Genomic DNA, 25,616 nt, shown 5'->3' on the forward strand with positions numbered 1-25,616 from the left:
CGAAAGTGGCGAAATCGGGTGGCGGCTGCAATTGGCCGGTTGCGCGACAATCCGTAGCAAATTTTGCTCAAACGCAGCATTTGCGAAGTGATCGGGACAATTCGGCAGCGTGCTTGGCCGCCGAACTGACAGTTCGGAGTCCGACCGTCGTACCGCCGATCATAACAAAAACTTGCAACGTCTAACGGGCAAAGCGCGCGAACTGCATCCAGTATGGCCTCCGAGTTACGCGCTATTTGCAACGGGGAGGCTATGATGTCCGCTATCGGTGCTCGGCCGAACGACCATGTCGTTCAATCTCAATTTGTCGCCAGTCTTGAGGATCAGTCGCGTGACTGGGAACTGGTGCTGCGGGAATCCCACCATCGGATGAAGAACACGCTGACACTGCTGGGTGCGTCAGTTCGCCGCGATTTCACGCGGGCAGGCACCCGGGACGTGTCGCTTGCCGCGGACCGGCTCGAGCGGCGCATCGTCGCCTTCGGCAGGCTCTATCAACTCTTGTCCGACAATGGCGGGCATACGGCGATCCCGGTCGAGGCCTTCTTCGAAAACCTGTGCGCAGCGATTTCCGAGGCCGTGCTGGAGCCGGCGGGCATCCGCTGCGAGGCTGCCATCGCAAGCGGCACGCTGCCCGCATCGCAATGTCATAGGCTCGCGCTGATGCTGACGGAGCTGGTGACGAATGCGGCAAAGCATGCCTTCACCAACAAGAAGGATGCAATGATCCGCATCGACATGGTCGTTCGCGACGGCGCCTGGTTCTGCACGGTGGCCGATAATGGAATCGGCGCGACCGGGCCGCTTCAGGGCACCGGCAGCCGGATTCTCGAAGGACTCGCACGCAGCATCCGCGCCCGCCTGCACGGCGAGGCCGGAGAGGGCGGCACACGCGTGACCATCGTGATGCCGATCGCCGCTTGAAGCTCGTTTTAAATTCAACTCAGGGAGTTCGAACATGGCTACTAGGGAAATCGAACGCGACGCCGCGGCCAAGGGTTCTGAATCTCGCGGCGTTGATATGAGGCTCGAGGTGGTCGTGGTCCCCGTGTCGGATGTCGACCGCGCCAAGGCGTTCTACACGCGTCTCGGCTGGCGACTGGACGCCGATTTTGCCTCCAGCGATGACTGGCGCGTGATCCAGTTCACGCCGCCGGGCTCGGCCTGCTCGGTGATCTTCGGCAGGAACGTGACGGCGGCGGCGCCCGGCTCGGTGCGGGGCCTGTACCTGATCGTCTCCGATCTGGAGGCGGCCCGACAGGATCTGCTCGACCGCGGCATCGAGGTCAGTGCTCCATTCCACGGTGCCGGCGATATTCACGCCGGCCACGACGAGCCATATTTGTCCGGCAGCGTTCGGGTCAACGGTGCTGACCCGAAGCGCGGCAGCTACAGCTCATTTGCCGCGTTCAGCGATCCCGACGGCAATGGCTGGCTGTTTCAGGAGATCACCACGCGCCTGCCCGGACGCATCGCGGGCGACGGCACAACATTCGCTTCGCAGGCTGCGCTGGCCGCGGCACTGCGCCGCGCGGCGGCGGCCCATGGCGAGCACGAAAAGCGGACCGGCGGGCAGGACACGAACTGGGCCGATTGGTACGCCGACTATGTCGTCCGCGAACAGGCGGGCGAGCCGCTCCCGTCCTGAGTTGCAGCGAACGTAGCTCCTGGCTTGGCCGACACGGCGCGCGATGACCTGGTCGTCGCGCGCTGTGTCGCATTGGTCTTGCGCGTATCGTCGTCTTCGCCCGCCTTGCATCGCGCGGACTCGCAACGGCTAACGCTCTCTAACAATCCATAACGAGCAAATGGCCGATGCTTGGGTCACTGTGTGGACAACGAACCGACGCATCGATTTGAATTCGGTCAGCGTCACCGATCACAGCAAGGGAGATCCAATATGACTAACCAAGCACGCACCGACATTCTCAATCCCGACCGCCGTCAACTGCTGACGCAGGCCGCGATGACCGCTGTTGCCGCAAGCGTATCGAGCTTGCTGCCGCTGCATCCGGCGAAGGCCGCTGCAAGCGGCGCCATCCGTCCGTTCCAGGTCAACGTGCCCGAGGAGGATCTGCTGGACCTCCGTCGTCGCCTCGCCGCAACGCGCTGGCCCGACCGCGAGATCGTCGCCGACCAGTCGCAGGGCGTGCAGCTGACGACGGTGCAGCAGCTCGTGCGCTACTGGCAGGACGGTTACGACTGGCGCAAGATGGAAGCGCGGCTGAACGCCTTGCCGCAATTCGTCATCGAGATCGACGGCGTCGACATCCACTTCATTCACGTGCGCTCCCGCCACGAAAATGCGCTGCCGATGATCGTCACGCATGGCTGGCCGGGCTCGATCATCGAGCAGATGAAGATCGTCGGCCCGCTCACCGATCCGACCGCACATGGCGCGAAGGCGGCGGACGCCTTCGATTTGGTGAGCCCTTCGCTGCCCGGGCACGGTTTCTCCGGCAAGCCGACGGAACTGGGCTGGGACCCGCAGCGCGTCGCGCGCGCCTGGATCGTGCTGATGAAGCGCCTTGGCTACACCCGCTACGTGGCCCAGGGCGGCGATTGGGGCAACGCGATCACAGAGCAGATGGCGGTGATCGCGCCGCCGGAGTTGCTTGGTATTCACACGAACATGCCCGCGACGGTTCCTGACGAGATCGCCAAAGCGCTTCAGCCCGGCGGATCGCGGCCGTCCAACCTCTCGGCCGACGAGCGCTATGCTTACGATCAGCTCGACGATTTCTACAAGCACGGTCTCGGCTATGCGATCGAGATGGCGAACCGGCCCCAGACGCTCTATGGCCTGGTGGATTCGCCGGCAGGTCTCGCATCCTGGATGCTCGATCACGATGCGCGCAGCACTGCGATGATCGCGCGAGTGTTCGACGGCAAGACGGAAGGGCTGTCGCGAGACGACGTGATCGACAACATCACGCTCTACTGGCTCACCAACACCGCGGTCTCGTCGGCGCGACTGTACTGGGAGAACAAGCTGGTGTTCTTCGAGCCGAAGCATGTGAAGATCCCGGTCGCCGTCAGCGTCTTCCCGGACGAGATCTACGCCGCGCCGCGCAGCTGGACGGAAAAGGCCTATCCGAAGCTGATGCACTACAACCGCCTCGACAAGGGCGGCCACTTCGCGGCCTGGGAGCAGCCCGTGCTGTTCTCTGCAGAAATGCGCACCGCGTTCCGCCCGCTACGTCAGTCGATCTGAAACAAGCAGGGACGCGCATTCCGCGCGTCCCTGCTTGCCGCAACATCAGGAATCACAATCATGAATCGTCCCGAACGAAATTTCACGACCGACGAGATCCGCCTGGAGCGCCGCTTGCCGTCGTACTGGCGCGTCACCTTCGACATGCCGCCTGTGAATATTTTCGGCCCGAAGCAGCTCCCGCGGCTGGGCGACATCATCACTGAGATCGAGACCGATCCCGACGTGAAGGTCGTGGTGTTCGACAGCGCCGTCGAAGGCTTCTTCATCACGCATTACGACTTCCTCGCGCCGCTGGAGGATTCCTTGAATATCCCGCCCGGGCCGACCGGCCTCGAGGCACTGCCTGATATGCTGGTGCGTCTCAGCCGCGCGCCGGTGGTCTCGATCGCCTCGATCAGGGGCCGCGCGACCGGCGTCGGCAGCGAGCTGGCGCTCGCGAGCGACATGCGCTTTGCCAGCCGCCAGAAGGCGATCTTGTCGCAATGGGAAGTTGGCGCGGGCCTCGTGCCTGGCGGCGGGCCGATGGCGCGGCTGCCGCGCCTGATGGGCCGTGGCCGCGCGCTCGAAGTCCTGCTGGGCGCCGACGACATCCACGGCGATCTCGCCGAACGTTACGGCTATGTGAACCGGTCGTTGCCGGATGCCGAGCTCGACGGCTTCGTCGAAGCGCTGGCTATGCGCATCGCGTCCTTTGACAAGGAGGCCATTGCCGAGACCAAGCGTCTCGTCGACGTCGCGAGCCTGCCGCCGGATGTCGAGATCAAGCCGGAATGGGACGCGTTCCTGGCTTCGCTCGGCCGCCCCGCAAGCCAGACCCGCATCAAGGCGCTGATGTCGCGCGGCTTCCACCGCGCCGGTGACGTCGAGAATAGGCTGGGCTTCCACGTCGGACAGATCGGCAGCTAAAGCGTTTTCGAGCGAAGTGGATACCGGTTCGCGTCAAGAAAACGTGCCAAAACAATAATCCAGAGCCCCGTTCCGATTCCATCGGAACGGGGCTGTGACGGAACCGCTGCGGCGCTCGACCGGTTGGAGAGGCGACAGGCGGTAATGCCAATGTCGCCTTCCTCCGGTGCGGAGCGCCGGAGCCAAACCAAGCAAGGAGAGATGACATGATCCGCAAGGCAAAAGCAGTTTGGAAGGGCACCGGCCGCGATGGCACTGGTCAGCTATCGAGCGAATCCGGCGTGCTCGCCGAGACGCCCTATTCGTTCAAGACCCGCTTCGAGAGCGAGAAGGGCACCAATCCCGAGGAATTGATCGCGGCAGCCCATGCCGGCTGTTTCACCATGGCTCTGGCCTTCGGCCTGCAGCTCGCCGGCTTCACGCCGGACGAACTCTCGACAGAAGCCGCGGTCACGCTCGAGCCCGAAGGCAAGGGCTTCAAGATCGGCAAGTCGGCCCTGACGCTGCGCGCAAAAGTGCCGAACCTCAACGAGGCGGACTTTGCCCGCATCGCCGGAGAGGCCGAGAAGAACTGTCCGGTATCGAAGGTGCTCAACGCCGAGATCACGCTCGACGCCAAACTGACGTAGGGCGCGCTCAATTTATGTCCATCTGGTTCTGGTTGGGAAGCGGAGCTCGTCGAAGCTTTGGCCTCCGCGAGAGGAACCGGATGGACAAATGCCCGGCTTTCGGCTGGGCCGCCAAAAGCATAGGATGCGACGGATGCAGAACGGACAGACGGATCAATTGGGAGCGGAGATATGACAACGGAACGCGCAGTTTTGGCCGGAGGTTGCTTCTGGGGCATGCAGGATCTGATCCGCAGGCAGCCCGGCGTGATCTCAACTCGCGTCGGCTACACCGGCGGCGCGGTGAAGAATGCCACCTACCGCAATCATGAAGGCCATGCCGAAGCGATCGAGATCGTCTTCGATCCCGCCAAGACCAGCTTCAGGACCATGCTGGAGTTCTTCTTCCAGATCCACGATCCGACCACGCTCAACCGTCAGGGCAACGATTTGGGCACGAGCTACCGCTCGGCGATCTTTTATACGAGCGACGAACAGAAGCGGACCGCCGAAGACGCGATTGCTGACGTCGAGGCGTCCGGCTTGTGGCCCGGCAAGGTGGTGACGGAGGTCGCGCCGGCCGGAGAGTTCTGGGAAGCCGAGCCGGAGCATCAGGATTATCTCGAACGTTACCCTGACGGCTACACCTGCCATTTCATCCGGCCCGACTGGAAGCTGCCGCGGCGCGCGACGGCTGCGGGAGGCTGAGCCCGTCGTAGCGCAGTCAGCGCGTACGGTCAGGTTCGCAATTGCGCGATCAGGTCGCGCGCGATGCGCATATCGGCGAAGTCTGAGCCCTCGGCAAAGGCCCCGCCGACATTGTCGAGAACGGCCAGAGCGTTCGCGCTCTGGCCGGCCCCGACCATAGTTCGCGCGAGGCTGATCGCGCATCGCAGCTCCCAGAAGCGCGCGCCTTGCTGGACGGCAATGCCCATGGCCTCGCGAAAATGGGCCTCGGCGTCCCCTGCGTGCCGCGGGCTCCTGAGCATCAATTCACCCTTGATACGGGTCAGCTCCGGCAGATACCAGAGTTCCTGCCGGTTGTTGCAGCGGGTCAGGACATCCTCGATCACGTCGAGGCCGCGATCGACCTGGTCGGCCTCCAAAAAGCATGCGGCGAGCTCGCCGAGCAGGGGAAGAAACCGTGGCAGGAAGCGCGCATCGCCGGCGCGATTGAGCTCTTCACTCAACATCGGCAGTCCCGTCGCGACGTCGCCTCGCTTGACGATAACCGCGGCGTTGAAGGCACGCGCCCACAGCCCCCACAGCCGGATCGCGTGGCGATCCGTATGTTCGAGCAGCTCAGTGCCGTGACGCTCCGCGGCGTCGAAATCGCCAGCCCAGTACGTGATCGGGCAGGCGGCCTGTCCCAGCACGCTACAGAAGGTCAGCGCGTGGCCGTTGGCGCGGCCTTCCTCGATGTTTCTGGCGGTGAGAGCCTGGGCCTGATCGGCCAGGCCCTGAAGCCACAGAATGCGGGCCCGAAAATATTGCGTGGATATCCTGAGGTCGAGCGGGAAGATTTTCGGCTTCTCCGCCAGCACATGCAGCGATGCATTGACCCGGTCGATGCGCAGCCGTGCCTCGTTCTGGTCCCCGAGATAGTGCAGCGCGACGGCCGTCAGCCGATCGCCCAGCATGACATCGGTCCTGTCGGGCGAGTTCGCCGCTGCGTTCGCAAAGCGATCGGCGAGCGTACGGGCGTTGCCGAACTGTCCGTTGTTGAACTGGTCGATGCACAAGCCCCAGAGCGCGCGCAGCCGGAAATCCTTGTCGTCGAGCCTGTCGGCCAGCTCGAGGGTCGTCTCGAGGATCGGCCGCGCCTCGCGCGCGCGGCCCTCGCCATACATCAGCGACCAGCCGAGCGCCGACAGGAGCTGCATGCGGATGCGGTTGTCCTCGGCGGTGTCTCCGAGCGCTGCGAGCGCCGTTCTGCTGCGCTCACGGCATTCGGCGAACAACGAAAGACGCACCCACAGCGTGACCGCGGCCGCCGTCAGCGCGATACCGAGTGTCGCCTCGCCGTCGGGCCCGAAGGCCCAATCCAACGCCGCGCGCACATTATCCAGCTCCGCGCCATAGATGCTCAGCCATTCGGGCAGCGGCGTCGAATTGTCGGCCTCCGCGCGCCCGAAGAAATCGCGAAAATGTTCGGCGTGGCGGCGCGCGAACTGCCTGGTTTCGCCGAGCTCGTTGAGTTTTCCGTGCGCATAGGTGCGCGTGGTGTCGAGCAGGCGATAACGCAGCGTCCGCGAGCCGGACGGCGAGATCAGCGACTTGGTCACCAGGCTGTCGATCGCTTCGAGAGTCTCCGATGCGGTGACGCCGTCACCGGACGCGACGGCGGCAGCCGCCTCCGGCGCGAAAGGTCCAGCGAAGACCGACAGGCGTCGTAGCGTAGCGCTCTCCGCAGCGGGCAGAAGATCGTAGCTCCAGTCGAGAGCCGCGGCGAGGGTCTGGTGCCGCGGCACGGCGGTGCGCCGCCCGCGCCATTGCAGCGAAAAGCGGCTGTCGAGCAGGGATGCCGTGCCGGCGATGCCGTAAGCATTGACGCGGCCCGCCGCGAGCTCGATCGCCAGCGCGATGCCGTCGAGACGCCGGCAGATGTTTGCGACGAGGGGCGCCTCTTCTGCGCTGAGCTGGAACGGACCCGAACTCTGCGCGATACGCTCCACGAAGAGTTGAGCGGCGGGATAGGCAAGCACCTCGGCGACAGCAAGCCCTTCGCGCTCGGGCGGACAATCCAGCGGGAATAGCCGGAAAATCCGCTCGCCTTCGCTCCGGAACGATTCGCGGCTGGTTGCGAGAACACGAAGCGGCGGCGCCTCGCGAACGATGCGCTCGACCAGCGGCGCCAGATTATCCAGCACATGTTCGCAACTGTCGAAGATCAGCAGGGCCGGGCTGGTCTTCAGAAATGTCAGCAGCGCCGGCGTCGGATCCTCCGCACTGATGGTCAGTCCGAGCGCCGAAGCAATGGTGGTAGCGATGTGGCTGGCATCCCTCAGCGGGCCGAAATCGACAAAGAAGACACGTCCGCCGAAATCCTGGGAGCGGCGATGCCCGACGGTGACGGCGACCGCGGTCTTGCCGATGCCGCCCGGACCGACCACGGTCATGAAGCGATAGAGCGAAAGTCCGTTCGAGATTTTCTCGATGACGTCTTCCCGGCCGACCATCTTGGTAAGCTGAGCAGGCAGAGAGCGGGGAGCAGCGATTTCGGCCGGGGGAGGGGCGGCCGGCGGGGCTGGTTGAGCGAACGAGGCGACAAAGCAATAGCCACGGCCGGGCACATTGACGACATAACGGGCCGACTTGCCGGTGTCGCCGAGCGCCTTGCGCAGCGCCGCGATATGGAAGCGCAGGCTGCCCTCGTCGACATTGACGTCAGCCCAAATGCGCTTGACCAGCTCTCTCTTGTCGACGACTTCACCTGGGCGTCCGGCAAGGAAGATCAGAATGTCGAGCGCGCGGCCGCCGACATGAAGCGGCGAGCCCTCCTTCTCCAAGAGCCGGGACTTCGGAAACAGTCGAAATGGCCCAAAGGAAATGGCCGAGTCTTCGTTACGATCTGGCACGCGCCATCGCCCCCTCGAAGGGAGTCAAAAGGTATTACTTTCTCGTCTATCAGAACGAGGCGTACAGTAAACTGGCGGAAAGCAGTGGGCAGGGCTGGCAGCCCTGCGCGGACGGCTTGGGTGGGCTAGGCCGCGGAAATAACGCTTGCAGCGTAAAGAGTTAGGCCGACGTGACAATGCGATGACGCCAGGGCTCGTCCGGATGGAGCATTGACTGTGATGGCGGATTGCTGCGATGGCATTGTTCGGGAGCCGGTCCCGCCACCACATTGACTGCCGACTTCCGGAATTTCCAGCATGGCCTCTTTCACGCGGCGACAATTCGTGCGCGCGTTGTCGGGCGCAGCGGCGCTCGCCGCGCTTCCCCGCAGCGGACAAGCCGCCGACTACCCGTCTCGTCCCATTCGTCTCGTGCATCCGTACGGGGCCGGCGGAGCGGGGGACCAGATCGGGCGTCCCTGGGTCGACAAGATGTCATCGCTGCTCGGGCCGACCTTCGTCGACTATATCGGCGGTGCCGGCGGCGCGATCGGGACTGCCGCGGTTGCGCGCGAGGAGCCCGACGGCTACTCGCTGCTGCTCGGCAACGGCAGCACGCAGGTCATCATTCCCCTGACCTCGGCAAATCCCGGCTATTCCGTTGACGATTTCCGCGCCATCTACCGTCTAATCAGCACTGCGCTGGTCTTCGCCGTCCATCCGTCGTTGCCTGCCGCAAATCTGCGCGAGTTAATCGCCTACGCAAAGGCCAATCCGGGAAAGCTGTCCTACGGGACGCCCGGCATCGCCACCGGAAACCATCTGGTCGGCGAATCCTTCAAGCAGCAGGCGGGCGCATTGGATATCGTCCACGTGCCCTATCGGGGGATGTCGCAGGCGGCCAACGACCTCGTCAGCGGCCAGATCTCGCTCATCATTGGCGTGATGTCCGTCCAATTGAAGGAGCTGAGCGAGGCCGGGAAGGTCAGGCTGCTGGCGGTCACCACCGAAAGGCGGCTGAGCGGTGCACCGGAGATTCCGACTGCCGCCGAATCCGGCATGCCGGATCTTCGCTATGAGGGATGGTTCGGCATTTTTGCACCCAAGCACACCGACGATGCCATCATCGACCGGATCGCGCAGGCCACGCGGCTGGCCATGTCCGATCCGGCGCTTCTGGCGAGCTATCGCGCCCAGGGCATGGAGCCGGACAACGATTCAAGCCCCGATAAATTCCAGCGCATCGTCGAGGCCACATCCGCAAGCCTGGCGCCCGTGATCAAATCGATCGGGCTGAGCAATTTGTGAGGCCGCTCAGCCATCTGCGCGCGTAACAATGCGCGCCGACAGTGTGACGAGGCCCATCAGCGCAGCCAGGAGCCAGAACGCCATCGGCAATCCGCCAAGACGTGCGACGAACCCGACACCGGCGGGACCGACGAGGACGCCGGCGTAGCCGGCGGTCGTGATCGCCGCGACGGCGAGCCCCGTGGGCATCACCTTCTGCCTCGCCGCCCGGCGGAACAGCACCGGCACGAGGTTTGATGCGCCGAGGCCGATCAGCAGGAAGCCGCCGACGCCGACCACTGCTACGGGAGCCGTGAGCAGGACCGCGAAGCCCGCGATCGCAATGAGGCTGCCCCAGACCAATGTCGTGCGGTCTCCGATGCGCGCGACGACGGCGTCGCCGCCGAGCCGCCCCATCGTCATTGCGATCGAGAACACGATGTAGCCGATCCCGCCTTGCGCTTCGGAGACGAGGCCCGCGCCGATGACGAGTAGCGCGCCCCAATCGAGCATCGCGCCTTCGACGAGGAAGGTGATGGCGCAAAGCAGCGCGAGCAGGAGCACGGAGCCATGCGGCAGCACGAACAGAGGCCCCTCCTGCACCTGCACGGAGCGAAGCAGGCGCGGCCAGGTCGCCAGCATTGCGATCAGCATCAGGACGGAGCAGATCAGCGTGCAAGCGAGCGCACCGAGTCGCAGCGAGAGCAGCGCGGTCATCAGCGCGGCCCCGGCAAAGCCGCCGATGCTGAACAGCGCGTGGAAGCCGGACATCAGCGGGCGTCCCGCGGCGCGTTCCACCTCCACCGCGTGGATGTTCATGGCGACGTCGATGGAGCCGAGCGCGGCGCCGAATGCGAACAGTGCCAGCGCCAGCGTCGCGGGCGCGCTCGCGATTGCCAGCAGGGACAGGACGAAAGCGAGACCGAGCCCGCCCGCAATGATGATCGGCTTGCTGCCATGGCGTGCGCTCATGATGCCGGTCAGGAGCATCGCGACGACCGAGCCGATGCCGAGGCTGAGCAGGAGCAGTCCGAGGATGCCGTCATCGACGGCGAGCCGCGCCTTCGCGAACGGTACCAGCGGTGCCCAGCACGCGATGCCGAAGCCCGCGACGAGGAAGGCAAGCCTGGTCGCAAGGCGTGTCGCCGGCGTGTCGGCAGAAGGCATGGGAACTCCGGGGGAAGCGGGGCGGGGGTGAATCGACAAGCCCTGCGATTGCCGCGCCTTTATGTCCGCAGCGTGCCCGAATTGTCGCAGGCAGCCATCGCCAGCTGCAAGTGGACGCGCAAGGCTTTGTGCCCTGTGTCGCTCCCCTGTCAATCCGCCAGCGCGAAAATATTCCACTTTACCGAAATTCGGAATTGGCGTATGTATCGCCCATCCCGGCTCACCCTTGAGGGGCGGCCATGTGTCGTGATGGTCGTAGAGCCGGGCTTGCGGTGGACGCGACAGCGTCGGGCGCGAAAGTGCGGGCAGGGCGGATTGCTCTCCGTGAGCCCAGAACTTCGTGCCGACGAGCGGCGCTGTCAGGTTCGGCTCGTCATCAGGTCGGCGGCAACGTGCACAACGTCGTCGAAACCGGTAGCGACAAGCGAGCCGTGCGTACGGCAAAACCGTGTGGTCCTGGTCGTCGTTGCTACGGTCAAGCCTTTGCGGATGCGGCATTCGCGTCAACCGGCGCGATGTCCGTGACTTTCGCGAAGGTGAGGGAGGCCAAAACGAACTCGGCTCCCGGGAGAGCACGGCATAAGCCGTAAAGCCACTGCGCAGGGAAGGCCGAGTGATTGGCTACACCTGTATGCTGCTGTGCGGTTCTTTTGCGCTACATCTTCGCGCAGCGGACCGCGGGTGCCAGCCGGCACCCGGCCTTCCCTGCACCCTCTTGGACAAGAGGGTGAAGCGACCAAGCAAAGCTCGGGCGAAATCAGCCGCGAGAATGCGAAGGCGTGTCTGCGAGTTGAAAGGTGCATTGGAGGAAGGCGATGCCGCCCCTTGCTCTGTCATTGCGAGGAGCCCTTGCGACGAAGCAATCCAGAATCCCTCCGCGGAGGGATTCTGGATTGCTTCGCTTCGCTCGCAATGACGGTTTGAGAGAGCGAGCGCCAAACTCTCGTGCCCCGGACGCAGCGCAGCGCTTCCCTGGCGATGCGAAGCATCGTCCAGCAGAGCGGTGCGCTGCTGAGCCGGGGCCCATGTTGCCGCATTGCGCCGTGTTGCCTTCTGGATCCCGGCTCTGCGCAGCAACGCTCAATAGCGTTGCAGCTTGTCCGGGACACCGAAGAGACTGAGCGATCACCATGAGGTTCGGCGGCGGCACGTCGTTCTAACCGCCGAGTATCCTCCGGCACGCGTCGACGAACACCTGCGCGCCGGTGACGAGGTCGGCGTCGGCGGTGTTCTCGGTCCAGTGATGGCTGATGCCGCCGATCGACGGTACGAACAACATGCCTGCGGGCATGACGGTCGCAAGCATCTGCGCGTCGTGGCCGGCGCCGCTGGGCATGCGGACGGACCGTCCGTCCGCCAGCGCCTTGCTCGCCGCTTCGATCGCGTCCTGAATGCCGGGGTTCATCATGGCGGGCGCACCGGTGCGCAGCTTTTTCACGGTGACGGTGCAGGGGCCGTTCGCGCTGGCCTCATCCGCCATGCTCCGCAGCAGCTGCTCCAGCCGCGCGATGACGGTAGGATCATCGTCGCGGATCTGGAGCAGCATCTCGGCTCCGCCCGGAATGATGCTGGGCGCGCCGGGATCGAGTGTGATGCGGCCGGTGGTCCAGACCGTGCGTGGACCGCACGCGGCAGGAAAACGCCCGTCGATCGCCACGCAGAATTTTGCGAGCGCGAGGCCCGCATCCTTCCGCGCTGCCATGCGGGTGGTGCCGGCGTGATTCTGCTCGCCGACAAAATTGATCTGGTATTGCCAGATGCCGACGATGGAGGTCACGACGCCGACCGCAAGGCGTCCGCTTTCGAGCGTGTCGCCCTGTTCGATATGCGCTTCCAGATATCCGACGTGCCGACCCGGCTCTGCGGTAGCGCGCGATCGTCCAGCGAACCCCATGTCGGCGAGCGCGTCCCGCATGGTGCGGCCACTGGTGCGGTTGCGAGCCGCGTCAATATCGGCCTCGGTCACTTGCCCGACATAGGAGCGCGAACCGAGGAAGTGCCCGAAGTGTCCTTCCTCGTCACACCAGGCGGCAACTTCGACCACGCCGCTGACCGAGGGATCGGCATTGAGCACGCGGGCCGCTTCGAGCGCGTAGACGACACCGAGCGGGCCATCGAGCCAGCCGGCGTAGTTCTGGCTTTCCAGGTGCGATCCCGCCAGCAGCTTGGGTCCGCGCTTTGCGCTGCTGCCGAAGACATTGCCGATGCCGTCAATGGCGGCGGTGAGGCCCGCGTCGGGCAGCTTCTGCACCAGCCAGTCCAGCGAAAGCCTGTGCGGCTCGGAGAAGGTCGGCTTGTGCACCCCGGTCTTGTAGGCTCCGATGGCGCGGAGCGCATTGAGGTCGGCGAGAACCCGTTCGCCGTTTGCGCGCGAAAACGTGTCAGGCATGTTCGGCAACCTTCAGCGCCTCGGTACGGATCTCCTCGACCAGCCGTTCCTTCAGCTGGACGAATTCGGGCGTGGTCTTGATCTTGTAGGAGCGCGGATGCGGCAGGTCCACATTGATCTCGGCCTTGATGCGGCCGGGGCGTGCGCTCATGACGATGACGCGGCTGCCGAGGAAGATCGCTTCCTCGATGTCGTGGGTCACGAACAGCACAGTCTTCTGGTCGCGCTCCCAGATCCCGAGCAGCATTTCCTGCATCAAGGCGCGGGTCTGGTTGTCGAGCGCGCCGAAGGGCTCGTCGAGCAGCAGGATCTTCGGATCGTTGGCGAGCGCACGGGCGATTGCGGTGCGCTGCTGCATGCCGCCGGAGAGCTGTTTCGGCCAATGGTTCTCGAAACCGGACAGCCCGACCTGGCGGATGAAGGTATCGGCGATCTTGTGGCGCTCCGCCTCGGACACGCCACGCTCGCGCAGGCCGAAGGCGATGTTCTCGCGTACGGTCAGCCAGGGAAACAGCGTGTAGGACTGGAACACCATGCCGCGGTCGGCACCCGGGCCGGTCACCTCGCGTCCGTCGAGCATCACACGTCCGCCGGTCGGGCGATCGAGGCCGGCGACGATGCGAAGCAGCGTGGACTTGCCGCAGCCGGAGGGGCCGAGGATGGTGACGAAGTCGTTGTTGCCGATCACAAGATCGGTCGGCTCCAGCGCCCTGGTCGGTGCGTTGCCGTGGCGCGCGGGAAAGGTTCGCGAGACCTGTTCGATCTTGAGGGTCGTCATGCGAGCCTCCAGGGAAACAGCCACGCGTTGAACGCCTTGAACAGGAAGTCCGAGACGAGGCCGATCAGTCCGATCACGATGATGCCGAAGATGATCTGGCCGGTGTTGAGCAGCGCCTGGCTGTCGGTGATCATGTGGCCGATGCCGGAGGAGGAGCCAATCAGTTCGGCGACGATGACATAGGTCCAGGCCCAGCCCAGCACCAGCCGCAGGATCTCGGCGATCTCCGGTGCGGAGGAGGGGAGCAGCACGCGGCGGATGATGCCGCGGTCGCTGGCCCCTAACGTATAGGCCGCCTCGACCAGATCGCGCCGCGTCGTGCCGACGGTCACCGCGATCATCAGGATGATCTGGAACACCGAGCCGATGAAGATGACGAGCAGCTTTTGCAGTTCGCCGATGCCGGCCCACAGGATCAGGAGCGGGATGAATGCGGACGCCGGCAGATAGCGTGCAAAGGAAACGAAAGGCTCGAGGAACGCCTCGACCGGCTTGTACGCGCCCATCACCACGCCGAACGGCACCGCGATGATTGCGGCCAGCGCGAAGCCGCCGACGACGCGCCAGATCGTCATGCCGATATCGAACAGGAAGCCCTGTTTGGCGATCAGATCGACGCCCTCCTGCACCATGGTGAGCGGGTTGGCGAGGAACACTTTCGACACGTGGCCGCCGAAGGTCGCCCAGGACCAGAGGGCAACGAACACCACGAAGAACGCAAGGCCGTAAGCCACGCGCTGCTTTGACGTCACGGGATCGAGGGGACGCATCAATGGTCTATCCGGGCGGTGAACAAGTTTACCGGCCCCGCCGAGAGACGGGGCCGGCGGCTCCCAGGAGGTTTACTTGATGTAGCTCGCGTCGAAGAGGTCCTCCACCTTCGGCGCGGCCTTGATGATGCCGATCTCGAGCAGGAGGTCGGCGGCCTCCTTGTTGAAGGTCAGGAAATCGCCGGCGAAGAATTTCTGGTTCGCGGCCTTGTCCTGCCAGCGCAGATACTTTGCCGAGTTGCCGAACGCCTCGCCGCTCTGCTTCACGTCGGCGCCCATGATCTCGTAGGCCTTGGCCTGATCCTTGGCGATCATGTCGAGGGCCTCGAAATAGCTGTCGGCGAGCGCCTTGGCCGCTTTGGGGTTCTCGGTGAGGAATTTCGGCGTGCAGCCGAACGTGTCCATGACGATCGGATAGTCGAGCGTGGTCGTGATGATCTTGCCCTTGTCGGGCGCGGCACGAACCGTCGACAGATACGGCTCGTAGGTCATCGCGGCGTCGTTCTGGCCGGAGACGAAGGCTTGAGCGGCAGCGGCCGGCTCGAGGTTCACGACGGTGACGTCCTTCACCGACAAGCCGTTCTTCTTGAGCATCCAGGCCAGCGCGAAATAGGGCGAGGTGCCGGGCGCGGAAGCAGCAACCGTCTTGCCCTTCAGGTCCTTGATCGCGGCGAGATCGTTGCGCACGGCCATGCCATCAGCACCAAAGCTCTTGTCGAGCTGGAAGATCTGCTTGGTCGCGACGCCGTTGGCGTTCCAGGAGATCCAGGTCTCGACGGTGGTCGCCGCGCACTGGACGTCACCGGAGGCGATCGCGAGATGGCGGTCCTTCTGCGGAATCTTCTTGATGGTGACGTCGAGGCCGTTCTTCTTGAAGATGCCGGCTTCCTTCGCCAGCGTCAGCGGTGCGAAGCCGGTCCATCCGGAGATGCCGACGCCGACCTTGATGTCGTCGGCGAGCACGGGAGTGGAGGCCGTGAGCGCAATGATTGTCGCGAAAAGTTTCGAACTACGCATGATTGTCGTCCTCTTGCCGATCGATGGATTGACGTCCTGTTGATCACTGTCGGCCCCTGTGGACCGTTGCCCGAAGCGTTGCACGATTTGTGCCGACATCGCTCTCTCAGCCTCCCTTGAATCGGGCGACAAGGCGGTGAGAGTCACCGGGATAGAGCAGCCTCACAGCGGTGATCGTGCGCGCGCTGCGCCAGGTATAGCGGTCGATCACGAGGCAGGGCGCGCCGAGGGCGATGTCGAGCGCTTCCGCCGTGCGATCGTCCGCAACGATGGCGCTGATCGTATGCTCGGCCTCTGTCCATGGAACATGGTGAAGCAGCCACGAGCCGGGCGGCTCGCGCGAGAAATCCGCGGTCGCCGCATCCGGCACCGACGCAAGATCGATTAGCCTGTCCTCGACCGCAAAAGGCACGTTGTCGGCGCTGTGCCGGCAGGTGATCGCAACCACCTTGCCGGCCTTCTTGACGCCAAGACGCTCGCGGTCGGCAGCGGTCGCAGCGCGCAGCTTGCGGCCGATCAGCTCGTAGCCGTAGCCGCGGCCGAGCGCGGTGATCTCGGCGCGAATGTCGGCGATCTTGAGCACGGCAGATTGATGTTGCGGCCGGCGGACGAAGGAGCCGGCACGTCGCCGCCGCTCGATCAGGTCGGCTTGCGCGAGCTCCGACAGCGCCTTGTTTACGGTCATGCGCGAGCAGCCGTAACGCGCGACCAGTTCGTGCTCGAACGGAATGCGATGCCCCGGTGGCCACTCGCCGGTCAGGATACGCTTCTCGATATCGGCGCGGATCCGTTTGTAGAGCGACGGCTGCTCCGCTGTATCAGTGGCGAGGCTCATGCCACGAGCCTCCGCACAGACGCGCTGAAGTGGTCGCGTGCGACCTGGCGCAGTCTGTGCCGGCCGCCCTCGACGACCTTGTCGCCACCGGCCCAGACGCAATCGATTGCACCGCTGCCCGCGGCAAAGATCCAGCCGTCGATGGCGGCGTCGCGCGCGCGCCCCGCCAGCGAGGGATGCGTGGTGTCGAGCGTGACGATGTCGGCGCGTGCACCTGGCATGAGGCCGACTGACGTCTGCGCCAGTGCCCGCGCACCACCCGCGAGCGCATGATCGAACAGGGCGCGTCCCGTCGAGCGGCCTGCGCCAGCGGAGAGCACGTTCCGCTCGCGGTGCTTGAGCCGCTGACCGTATTCGAGCTGGCGCAGCTCGTCGGCGGCGCCGACGAGCACATTGGAATCGGTGCCTACACCGAAGGCGCCGCCGGCATCGAGAAATTCGCGCGCCGGAAAGATGCCGTCGCCGAGGCTCGCCTCGGTGATGGGGCAGAGGCCGGCGACCGCGCCGGTCCTGGCGAATGCGGTGACTTCTTCATCCGTCATGTGGGTCGCGTGGATGAGGCACCAGCGTCGGTCGACGGGCGCGTGCTCCAGCAGCCATTGCACCGGACGCCGTCCGGACCAGGCCAGGCAATCCTCGACCTCCTTCACCTGCTCGGCGGCGTGAATGTGCACCGGTCCGCCGTCCGCGAGCGGAATGATCGCTGCAAGCTCGTCCGGCGTCACCGCGCGCAAACTGTGCGGCGCGATGCCGATATTCGCGCCGGGCAATGTTGCGATCGCCTTGCGCGAGGCGCTCGTCAAATCAGCGAACTGATCGACCGTACAGATGAAGCGGCGCTGACCGACATGCGGCGCGGCGCCGCCGAAGCGACCATGCGCGTAAAAACTCGGTAGCAGCGTCAGCGCAATGCCCGAGGCTTCGGCGGCCTGCGCAATGCGCGCGGCCATTTCGCCGGGGTCGGCGTAACGCGAGCCGTCGCGATCGTGATGCAGATAATGGAATTCGCCGACGCGGGTAAAACCCTGCTCCAGCATCTCGACATAAAGCAGCGTCGCGACGGCGGCGACGTCATCCGGCGTCATCGCCAGCGCGAAGCGATACATCGTCTCGCGCCAGGTCCAGAAGGTGTCGGTACTGTCGCCGCGCATTTCTGCAAGTCCCGCCATGCCGCGCTGGAAGGCGTGGCTGTGCAGGCTCGCAAGTCCAGGAAGTGCAATGCCGTGGCGTTCGTCGCCGGCGGTCGGCGCGACGTCCGGCGTCACCTCGCCGATCGCGCCGGCGGTGATCACCACCTGCACGTCATTGGCCCAGCCCGAGGGCAGGAGCGCGGAGGCGAAATGCAGGCGTGTCATGTTTCCATGCCGGCTGGACAGAACCGCCCCACGATTATATGTCTAGACATATAAGTCAAGCATCCCACGCGAAGGGACAGTTGCATGGCAGAGCGCTTCGACCGGATCTGGCATAACGCCCGGCTCGCCACGATGCGGGCCGATCGTCCCAATCTCGGTGAGATCGAGCACGGCGTGATTGCGGTGCGCGACGGCCGTATCGTCTATGCAGGTGCGCGGTCCGATTTTCCGGCGGATGCCGAGGCCGCCGACCGGATCGATTGCGAAGGGCGCTGGATCACGCCCGGCGTCGTCGATTGCCACACCCATCTGGTCTATGGCGGCAACCGCGCCCATGAATTCGAGCTGCGCCTGAAGGGCGCGAGCTACGAGGAGATTGCGCGCGCTGGCGGCGGCATCGTCTCGACAGTGGCCGCGACACGCAAGGCGAGCGAGGCCGAGCTCGCAGCACACGCGCTGCCGCGCCTCGATGCGCTGATCGGCGAGGGCGCCACCACCGTCGAGATCAAGTCCGGCTACGGCTTGGACATCGAGACCGAGATGCGGCAGCTTGCCGCCGCGCGCAGCCTCGACCGCCAGCGGCTGGTTACGATCCGCACGTCGTTTCTCGGCGCGCATGCGCTGCCGCCAGAGGCCGATGGCGACAAGGATCGCTACATCGATCTCGTCTGCGAGGAGATGTTGCCGGCGATAGCAAAGGCAGGCCTCGCCGATGCCGTCGATGCCTTCATGGAAGGTATCGCATTTTCCTGTGAGCAGACGGAGCGGGTGTTCGAGACGGCGGGGCGGCTTGGACTGCCGGTCAAGCTGCATGCCGACCAGCTCTCGAACCTCGGCGGCGCTGCGCTTGCCGCGAAATTCTCGGCGTTGTCGGCCGATCACCTCGAGTACACCGACGAAGCCGGTGCAGCGGCGCTGGCGAAGGCTGGAACGGTGGCCGTGCTGCTGCCCGGCGCCTTCTACTTCATCCGCGAGACGCAAAAACCGCCGGTCGAGGCATTCCGCATGCACGGCGTTCCCATGGCGCTGGCGACCGACTGCAATCCGGGCAGCTCGCCGCTGACTTCGCTCCTGCTCGCCATGAACATGGGTGCGACGCTGTTCCGGATGAACGTGGCCGAATGCCTGGCCGGTGTCACCCGTGAAGGCGCGCGCGCGCTCGGCGTGCTGAACGAAACCGGCACGCTCGAAGCCGGCAAATGGTGCGACCTCGCCATCTGGGACATCGAGCGTCCCGCCGAGTTGGTCTATCGCATCGGCTTCAATCCGCTGCACCGCCGCGTGTGGAGGGGACAGTGACGGAGCAGAGAGCAGCGATCGTCGTCAAGCCGGGGACGGTCAGCCTCGACGATCTCGTACGCGTACTTGCGGGGGAATCCGTGGTGCTCGATCCGTCGTTCTGGCTGCGTGTCGAGGCCGCTGCGGAGATCGTCGCGAAGGCCGCGCGGGCCGATGCGCCCGTCTACGGGATCAACACCGGCTTCGGGAAGCTGGCGTCGAAGCGGATACCGCCGGATCAGACCGCGCTGCTTCAGCGCAACCTCATCGTCTCGCATTGCTGCGGCGTCGGCCTGGCGACGCCCGAGCCGATCGTCCGCCTGATGATGGCGCTGAAGATCATCTCGCTCGGGCGCGGCGCCTCCGGCGTGCGCCGCGAGGTGATCGAGCAGTTGCAGGCCATGCTGGCGCGGCGCGTCTATCCGCTGGTGCCGCAGCAGGGTTCGGTCGGCGCTTCCGGTGACCTCGCGCCGCTCGCGCACATGACCGCAGTGATGATCGGCGAAGGACAGGCGATCGTCGACGGCAAGACCGTATCGGGCAGCGACGCGCTCGGCGCAGTCGGCCTGACGTCACTGACGCTCGGTCCCAAGGAAGGGCTCGCACTGATCAACGGCACGCAGTTCTCGACCGCCTATGCCGTCGCTGGCGTGCTGCGCGCATTTCGCCTGGCTCGCGCCGCGCTCGTCACCGGCGCGCTGTCGGTAGATGCGGCGATGGCCTCGACGGCGCCGTTCCGCCCCGAGATCCAGGCGCTGCGCGGCCATTCCGGACAGATCGCGGCTGCGGCAACCTTGATGGCGCTGCTCGACGGCAGCGACATCCGCCTGTCGCATCTCGAAGGCGACGAGCGCGTGCAGGATCCCTATTGCCTGCGCTGCCAGCCACAGGTCGCGGGCGCGGCGCTCGACCTGATCATGCAGGCCGCGCGCACGTTGATCGTCGAGGCCAATGCCGTCACCGACAATCCGCTCGTACTGATCGAGACCGGCGAGATCGTCTCCGGCGGCAATTTTCACGCCGAGCCGGTCGCCTTTGCGGCGGACACCATCGCGCTGGCGCTGTCGGAGATCGGCGCGATCAGCGAGCGGCGCATCGCGACGCTGGTCGATCCCGCGCTCAATTTCGGCCTGCCGCCGTTCCTGACTCCAGATCCCGGTATCAATTCCGGCTTCATGATCGCCGAGGTGACGGCGGCCGCGCTTTATGCCGAGAACAAGCAGCGCGCGGCCGCCTGCTCGATCGACTCGACGCCGACCAGTGCCAACCAGGAAGACCACGTCTCGATGGCCGCGCATGCTGCACGACGCCTGTCGGACATGGCCGACAATCTTGCCGCCATCCTCGGGATCGAGCTCTTGGTCGCGGCCCAAGGTATCGCGCTGCGCGCGCCGCATTCGACGAGCGCGCCACTCGTTGCCGTGATCGCCGCACTGCGCGAGCAGGTGCCGGCGCTTGGTGCCGACCGCTACATGGCCGGCGATCTCGCCAAGGCTGCAGCGCTGGTCGAAGCCGACGCGCTGCCGGCGGCGGCGCTCGCCGCGCATTCAACTGACCCGTTTCCGACACTTGCTTGACGAGGTGTTCCGCATGAACCGCCGACTGGACAATGACCGCACTATCCGCGCGCCCCGCGGCAGCGAAATCAGCGCAAAGAGCTGGTTGACGGAAGCGCCCTTGCGCATGCTCATGAACAATCTCGATCCCGACGTTGCAGAACGTCCGAGCGAGCTCGTCGTCTATGGCGGCATCGGCCGCGCCGCGCGTGACTGGGAGAGCTTTGACCGGATCACGGCGGCCTTGCGCAAGCTCGAAGCTGATGAGACGCTGCTGGTCCAGTCCGGCAAGCCGGTCGGCGTGTTCCGTACCCATGCCGACGCGCCGCGTGTCCTGATCGCGAACTCCAACATCGTGCCGCACTGGGCGACGCTCGATCATTTCAACGAGCTCGATCGCAAGGGCCTGATGATGTACGGCCAGATGACGGCCGGCTCCTGGATCTATATCGGCAGCCAGGGCATCGTGCAGGGCACTTACGAAACTTTCGTTGAGGTCGGGCGCCGCCATTATGGCGGCAGCCTCGCCGGCAAATGGATTCTCACCGCCGGTCTCGGTGGCATGGGCGGCGCGCAGCCGCTGGCTGCAACCATGGCAGGGGCTTCGATGCTGGCGGTCGAATGCCAGCCGAGCCGCATCGAGATGCGGCTGCGCACCGGTTATCTCGATCGCCAGGCCGCGACGCTCGACGAGGCGCTTGCGATCATGGCGGAGGCGGCGACGACGAAGAAGGCGGTCTCAGTCGGCCTGCTCGGCAATGCCGCGGAGATTTTTCCCGAGCTGGTCCGCCGCGGCGTCAGGCCCGACATCGTCACCGACCAGACCAGCGCGCACGATCCGATCAACGGCTATTTGCCGAAGGGCTGGACGCTCGCCGAATGGGAGACCAAGCGCGCCGCCGATCCCAAGACCGTGGAGCGCGCCTCGAAAACCTCGATGGTCGAGCACGTCCAGGCCATGCTGGATTTCCATGCGCAAGGCATTCCGACGCTCGACTACGGCAACAACATCCGCCAGATGGCGCAGGACATGGGCCTGAAGAATGCCTTTGATTTTCCGGGCTTCGTTCCCGCCTATATCCGTCCCTTGTTCTGCCGCGGCGTCGGGCCGTTCCGCTGGGCCGCGCTGTCGGGCGATCCTGAAGATATCTTCAAGACCGACGCCAAGGTCAAGGAGCTGATGCCTGACGACAAGCATCTGCACAATTGGCTCGACATGGCCAAGGGGCGCATCAAGTTCCAGGGCCTGCCGGCGCGTATCTGCTGGGTCGGCCTCGGCGATCGCGATCGCCTGGGCCTTGCCTTCAACGAGATGGTGGCGCGCGGCGAATTGAAGGCCCCCATCGTGATCGGCCGCGATCATCTCGACAGCGGCTCGGTGGCGAGCCCCAACCGTGAAACCGAGGCGATGAAGGACGGATCGGACGCCGTGTCCGACTGGCCCTTGCTCAACGCACTGCTCAATTGCGCCAGCGGCGCGACCTGGGTCTCGCTGCACCATGGCGGCGGCGTCGGCATCGGCTATTCCCAGCATGCCGGCATGGTGATCGTCGCCGACGGCACGCCGGAAGCGGCGAAGCGGATCGCGCGCGTGCTCTGGAACGATCCTGCCAGCGGCGTCATGCGCCACGCCGACGCGGGCTACGACACTGCGATCGAATGCGCCCACGACAAGGGTCTCGATCTGCCGAGCTTGGCGAAGTAGCTGGGACTCAGGCCACGACCTTGGCTCCGGCGTCGCCGAGGCGCCGGCGTTCCTTTGTGAGATAATCGTCGATTGCGTCGGCAGGCATGGGCTTTGCGAAGTAGTAGCCCTGGATGAAGTCGCATCCCAGCCGGCGCAGGGTGTCGAGCTGAGCGCGAGTCTCGACGCCCTCGGCGACGCAGGCGCAACGTATTGTCGCACCGACAACGGTGGGGGCCGACATGCCAGCTTCACCTCTCCCAGAGAAGGAGAGGTGAAGATAGCGCAAGACGGTCGCTATTTCTTCTCGAGCGCCGCCGTCTGCTTTGCAAGCTGCTTGTCGAAATCTTCCGACAGGCTGGTTGCGTAGGTTGCGAGTTCGCCCGGTTTGACGAACGGGTTCGGTGCGCCGTCCTTCATCTCCGCGCGCTTGGCCTGCATGCCATAGACCTCCGGATGCGGCCCGAGCAGCACGTCGATCTTCATCGCCTTCACCTTGGCGAAGGTCGCGCGGTAGTCGTCCACAATGCCGGCATGGGTCGGCTGGCCGACCAGCCTGTTGAGAGCCACCGTGCCGCTGCAGAAAAACAGCACCTCGCGATCCTGGCTGCCGTCCTTGACGGTCATCTCCCAGCTCGTACAGCCGGGCGAGTGGCCAGGGGTTGAATGCGCAGTCAGCGTGGTGTCGCCGAGCGTGACCTTGTCGCCTTCCTTCACGGCGCGGTCGACCTTGACCGCGGGGAAGGCGAGGTCCTCGTTCTTCTCGTCGCCGGGATAGTAGCCGCCTTCGAGCAGCGGCTTGTCGCGTTCGCCGGCGATGAGCTGAGCGCCGGTCTCCTTCTTGATCTCGGCGAAGCCGCCGGTGTGGTCGAAATGCGCGTGTGTGTTGAGAATGATCTTGATGTCAGAGACCTTGAGACCGAGCTTCGCAATATTGTCCTTAATCATGCCGGTCGACTGCGGCAGCGCCGTATCCATCAGGATCAGGCCCTGCGAGGTCTTGATGACGTAGACGGCGATACCATCGGTGCCGACATAGTAGATATTGCCGATGAGCTGGAATGGCTCGAACGGCGTGGTCCATTTCTTGGTGACCGCGGCAATGAAATCCTTGACGGTCTGCGCCTGCGCGCCGGTTGCGAGGAACGCCAGCGCGCAGAGCGCGGCCGTGAGCTTCTTCATCGTTTGTCTCCCAGAGTGTTCTTGCAGAGTGTTCTTGCAGAGTGTTCTTGTCGTTTTGACCGGGCGCGGCCGTCGCGCGGCGCGGCCGGCCGGCAAGCTACGTCGTGCGAGATGCGGCAGCAACGGCCACGTGTCTGCAAAATTTCGTGGCATGCGCGGAATAACGGTGCCTGTCCGGTTTGAGCATGGCGGCAATTGCTGCAACGCGGCCAAGTGGGGTTTGACCGCGCGCAGGCAGCTCGCCATACTTTGCGTCAAGACGAGCCAGAAAGACTCGTCGGCACCGGGAGCTGAAATGACCAATTCGTTGTCCGTCCTTGCGGGGACGCTGATTTCCCTCGTCTCCTTCACTTCGATTGCCGTCTCGCAGCCGGCCTGCGTCACCCAGAACATGGCTGTGCCGCCTGGGGCCAACAGCACCGACAAGGCGGCCCCGTTCTTCATTGATACGACAGGTCTCGACTTCAAGACGACGCCTCCGACGCGTGACCCCTCCAATGCCCGCTACCCGCGCGCGACCGAGCTGCCTGACGGAACGCTGCCGCCACCGGGGGCTGAGGGCAATTTCATCATCGGTCCCACCCACAATCCAGCGCCGGAGACGATCGCAAAGGAGGGCGTGCCGCGCGGCACCACAAAATCCTTCACGCTGTCGTCGAAGGAGAGCACGATCTACAATCCCGGCCTGATCCGCGACGACGCCGCCGGTTGCACCAATTCCTCGATCATGACGACCGTCACGGCGCCTGGTGATAAGTCGCACATGATCGTCACCACCAGCCACCCAGGTATCTGGTCGCGTACCATCGACGTCTATGTGCCGGCGCAATATGTGCACGGCACCGAGGCGCCGTTCATCGTGGTCGGCGACGGCGGCTCCAACGCCTACAAGGATCTCGGCACCACGCTCGACAATCTGATCGCGCAGCGTCGCGTGCCGCCGATGATCGCGATCCAGATCGGCAATGGCGGGCAGGACGCACAGGGCAGCCAGCGCGGGCGGGAATATGACGCGGTGTCAGGTGCCTACGCGCAGTTCGTCGAGCGTGAAGTGCTGCCGCTGGTCGAAAAGAACGCCGACGTCAGGCTGACCAAAAATCCCGATGGGCGTGCGACCATGGGGCTGAGTTCGAGCGGCGTGGCGGCCTTCACCATGGCGTGGTTCTATCCCGAACTCTATCACCGCGTGCTGGCCTTCTCGCCGACCATGGTCAACCAGCAATGGCCGTATGATCCGTCGCTGCGCGGCGGCGCCTGGGAATATCACAGCGCATGGACGGGGCCGGCCACACCCAACCTCATCTCGAAGGCCGGCGTGCTCACGCCGGCTGAGCCGCCTGGCGCACCGCTGATCGTCGCCGCACCGACCAAGCCGATCCGCTTCTGGTTTTTCGGCGGTGATCAGGACCTGTTCTATCCGAACCCCACCATTCCCGACGGCATGCACGACTGGACCCTGTCCAACGCGCTGACGGCCAAGGTGCTGGCGGAGAAGGGCTATCATTATCAGTTCCTGTTCGTGCGCAACGCCAAGCACGTCGACCGTCCGACGATCGCGCAGACGCTGCCGTCGGCGCTGGAGTGGGTCTGGAAGGGCTATCCGATCCCCTGAGCGCGAAGAAGCCTAACGCCCGATCGTCACGCCGGCGGTCGAGCGCATGGCGTCCTTGAGGCTCGTCGCGTTCTTGTCGTCGAGGACCTGACGAGTCAGCACGGTGGTCTGGCCGGGCGTGTTGAGGATCGTCTCTCCGCGCGAGGAAGAGGGCCGGTCGGCCTTGTAGGGTGCGGCCGGATCGGTGGCGGGCGCTGTAGAGGACGTGTGCTGCGGCCGTTTACCGGACGCGGCAAAGGCTCCCTGCGAAACGAAGAGGGCCGCGATCACGACCAGTCGCAATGATTTTGCGGGCATGCGATCTCCCATATTCGGGGCGTCAGCCTAGGGTCTGTTGGGATTCAGGATTCTCATCGGGGCTTGGTTGTGATTCAAGCTTGGGATGGACCGATTCGTTTTGACTGACGCCCAATGGGCG

At 64.9% G+C, this 25,616-nt stretch carries 21 protein-coding genes and 1 pseudogene; 11 read left to right on the forward strand and 11 right to left on the reverse strand.

What is annotated here, in order from left to right; genetic code table 11:
• Positions 1 to 255 precede the first annotated feature (255 nt).
• The 6 genes from ABIB00_RS33500 (at position 256) to msrA (ending at position 5,439) form a co-directional block, all read left to right on the forward strand.
• The gene (locus ABIB00_RS33500; protein WP_354107302.1) at positions 256 to 924 is read left to right on the forward strand and encodes a sensor histidine kinase; all 669 of its coding nucleotides are present in this window, start codon (positions 256 to 258) and stop codon (positions 922 to 924) included.
• Positions 925 to 958: 34 nt separating this feature from the next.
• A complete protein-coding gene (locus ABIB00_RS33505) occupies positions 959 to 1,648 on the forward strand; it encodes a VOC family protein (protein ID WP_354107303.1) in 690 nt (229 codons plus the stop codon).
• A gap of 252 nt (positions 1,649 to 1,900) precedes the next feature.
• The gene (locus ABIB00_RS33510) at positions 1,901 to 3,214 is read left to right on the forward strand and encodes an epoxide hydrolase family protein (protein ID WP_354107304.1); all 1,314 of its coding nucleotides are present in this window, start codon (positions 1,901 to 1,903) and stop codon (positions 3,212 to 3,214) included.
• A 60-nt stretch (positions 3,215 to 3,274) separates the two neighbouring features.
• The gene (locus ABIB00_RS33515) at positions 3,275 to 4,123 is read left to right on the forward strand and encodes an enoyl-CoA hydratase/isomerase family protein (protein ID WP_354107305.1); all 849 of its coding nucleotides are present in this window, start codon (positions 3,275 to 3,277) and stop codon (positions 4,121 to 4,123) included.
• 206 nt (positions 4,124 to 4,329) lie between these two features.
• Positions 4,330 to 4,752: an OsmC family protein gene (locus ABIB00_RS33520; protein WP_354045322.1), complete on the forward strand. Its 423-nt coding sequence runs from the start codon at positions 4,330 to 4,332 to the stop codon at positions 4,750 to 4,752.
• A 171-nt stretch (positions 4,753 to 4,923) separates the two neighbouring features.
• A complete protein-coding gene (msrA, locus tag ABIB00_RS33525) occupies positions 4,924 to 5,439 on the forward strand; it encodes a peptide-methionine (S)-S-oxide reductase MsrA (RefSeq protein ID WP_247353513.1) in 516 nt (171 codons plus the stop codon).
• Positions 5,440 to 5,468: 29 nt separating this feature from the next.
• Here msrA and ABIB00_RS33530 read toward each other — a convergent pair whose 3' ends face one another.
• Positions 5,469 to 8,309: an ATP-binding protein gene (locus ABIB00_RS33530; RefSeq protein WP_354107306.1), complete on the reverse strand. Its 2,841-nt coding sequence runs from the start codon at positions 8,307 to 8,309 to the stop codon at positions 5,469 to 5,471.
• A gap of 297 nt (positions 8,310 to 8,606) precedes the next feature.
• Here ABIB00_RS33530 and ABIB00_RS33535 point away from each other — a divergent pair, with 297 nt between their 5' ends.
• Positions 8,607 to 9,596, forward strand: coding sequence for a Bug family tripartite tricarboxylate transporter substrate binding protein (locus ABIB00_RS33535; RefSeq protein WP_354107307.1), 990 nt, complete (start codon positions 8,607 to 8,609; stop codon positions 9,594 to 9,596).
• A 6-nt stretch (positions 9,597 to 9,602) separates the two neighbouring features.
• On the opposite strand, the gene ABIB00_RS33540 is transcribed toward ABIB00_RS33535, so the two are convergent.
• The 7 genes from ABIB00_RS33540 to ABIB00_RS33570 all read right to left on the reverse strand — a co-directional run bounded on the left by ABIB00_RS33540 (position 9,603) and on the right by ABIB00_RS33570 (position 17,886).
• On the reverse strand, positions 9,603 to 10,742 hold the full coding sequence (locus ABIB00_RS33540; protein ID WP_354107308.1) for an MFS transporter: 1,140 nt from the start codon (positions 10,740 to 10,742) through the stop codon (positions 9,603 to 9,605).
• A gap of 1,156 nt (positions 10,743 to 11,898) precedes the next feature.
• A complete protein-coding gene (locus ABIB00_RS33545) occupies positions 11,899 to 13,131 on the reverse strand; it encodes a Zn-dependent hydrolase (protein WP_354107309.1) in 1,233 nt (410 codons plus the stop codon).
• A complete protein-coding gene (locus ABIB00_RS33550) occupies positions 13,124 to 13,909 on the reverse strand; it encodes an ABC transporter ATP-binding protein (protein ID WP_247349621.1) in 786 nt (261 codons plus the stop codon). The genes ABIB00_RS33545 and ABIB00_RS33550 overlap by 8 nt, the downstream gene beginning before the upstream one ends.
• On the reverse strand, positions 13,906 to 14,679 hold the full coding sequence (locus tag ABIB00_RS33555; protein WP_247349666.1) for an ABC transporter permease: 774 nt from the start codon (positions 14,677 to 14,679) through the stop codon (positions 13,906 to 13,908). Before ABIB00_RS33555 ends, ABIB00_RS33550 begins: the two co-directional genes overlap by 4 nt.
• 72 nt (positions 14,680 to 14,751) lie before the next feature.
• Positions 14,752 to 15,696, reverse strand: a complete 945-nt coding sequence (locus ABIB00_RS33560) for an ABC transporter substrate-binding protein (protein ID WP_354107310.1) — start codon at positions 15,694 to 15,696, stop codon at positions 14,752 to 14,754.
• Between the two features lie 106 nt (positions 15,697 to 15,802).
• Positions 15,803 to 16,531 carry a histidine utilization transcriptional repressor HutC gene (gene hutC, locus ABIB00_RS33565; protein WP_247349619.1) on the reverse strand — a complete coding sequence of 243 codons (729 nt, stop codon included), beginning with the start codon at positions 16,529 to 16,531 and terminating at the stop codon, positions 15,803 to 15,805.
• On the reverse strand, positions 16,528 to 17,886 hold the full coding sequence (locus ABIB00_RS33570) for a formimidoylglutamate deiminase (RefSeq protein WP_354107311.1): 1,359 nt from the start codon (positions 17,884 to 17,886) through the stop codon (positions 16,528 to 16,530). Before ABIB00_RS33570 ends, hutC begins: the two co-directional genes overlap by 4 nt.
• An 84-nt stretch (positions 17,887 to 17,970) precedes the next feature.
• Between ABIB00_RS33570 and hutI the strand changes: the two genes are divergently transcribed.
• The 3 genes from hutI to hutU are packed head-to-tail and all read left to right on the forward strand — an operon-like array spanning position 17,971 to position 22,425.
• Positions 17,971 to 19,185 (forward strand): imidazolonepropionase, encoded by a 1,215-nt coding sequence (gene hutI, locus ABIB00_RS33575; RefSeq protein WP_354107312.1) that lies wholly within the window; start codon positions 17,971 to 17,973, stop codon positions 19,183 to 19,185.
• Positions 19,182 to 20,741, forward strand: a complete 1,560-nt coding sequence (gene hutH, locus ABIB00_RS33580) for a histidine ammonia-lyase (protein ID WP_354107313.1) — start codon at positions 19,182 to 19,184, stop codon at positions 20,739 to 20,741. The genes hutI and hutH overlap by 4 nt, the downstream gene beginning before the upstream one ends.
• A 13-nt stretch (positions 20,742 to 20,754) precedes the next feature.
• Positions 20,755 to 22,425, forward strand: a complete 1,671-nt coding sequence (gene hutU, locus ABIB00_RS33585) for a urocanate hydratase (protein WP_354107314.1) — start codon at positions 20,755 to 20,757, stop codon at positions 22,423 to 22,425.
• A gap of 7 nt (positions 22,426 to 22,432) precedes the next feature.
• Here the strand turns inward: hutU and ABIB00_RS33590 are convergent.
• Together ABIB00_RS33590 and blaBJP are read right to left on the reverse strand one after the other, a co-directional pair.
• Positions 22,433 to 22,624 (reverse strand): annotated as a pseudogene (locus ABIB00_RS33590) (EAL domain-containing protein); the annotation flags it as partial.
• Between the two features lie 77 nt (positions 22,625 to 22,701).
• Positions 22,702 to 23,586, reverse strand: a complete 885-nt coding sequence (gene blaBJP / locus ABIB00_RS33595) for a BJP family subclass B3 metallo-beta-lactamase (protein ID WP_354107316.1) — start codon at positions 23,584 to 23,586, stop codon at positions 22,702 to 22,704.
• Positions 23,587 to 23,881: 295 nt separating this feature from the next.
• On the opposite strand from blaBJP, the gene ABIB00_RS33600 reads away from it, so the two are divergent.
• Positions 23,882 to 25,198 (forward strand): alpha/beta hydrolase, encoded by a 1,317-nt coding sequence (locus ABIB00_RS33600; protein ID WP_354107317.1) that lies wholly within the window; start codon positions 23,882 to 23,884, stop codon positions 25,196 to 25,198.
• Positions 25,199 to 25,210: 12 nt separating this feature from the next.
• Here ABIB00_RS33600 and ABIB00_RS33605 read toward each other — a convergent pair whose 3' ends face one another.
• Complete coding sequence (locus ABIB00_RS33605) at positions 25,211 to 25,495, reverse strand: TonB-dependent receptor plug domain-containing protein (RefSeq protein ID WP_354107318.1); 285 nt, start codon at positions 25,493 to 25,495, stop codon at positions 25,211 to 25,213.
• Between the last annotated feature and the right edge of the window lie 121 nt (positions 25,496 to 25,616).

It is taken from the genome of Bradyrhizobium sp. LB14.3, assembly GCF_040547985.1.
Lineage (GTDB): Bacteria > Pseudomonadota > Alphaproteobacteria > Rhizobiales > Xanthobacteraceae > Bradyrhizobium.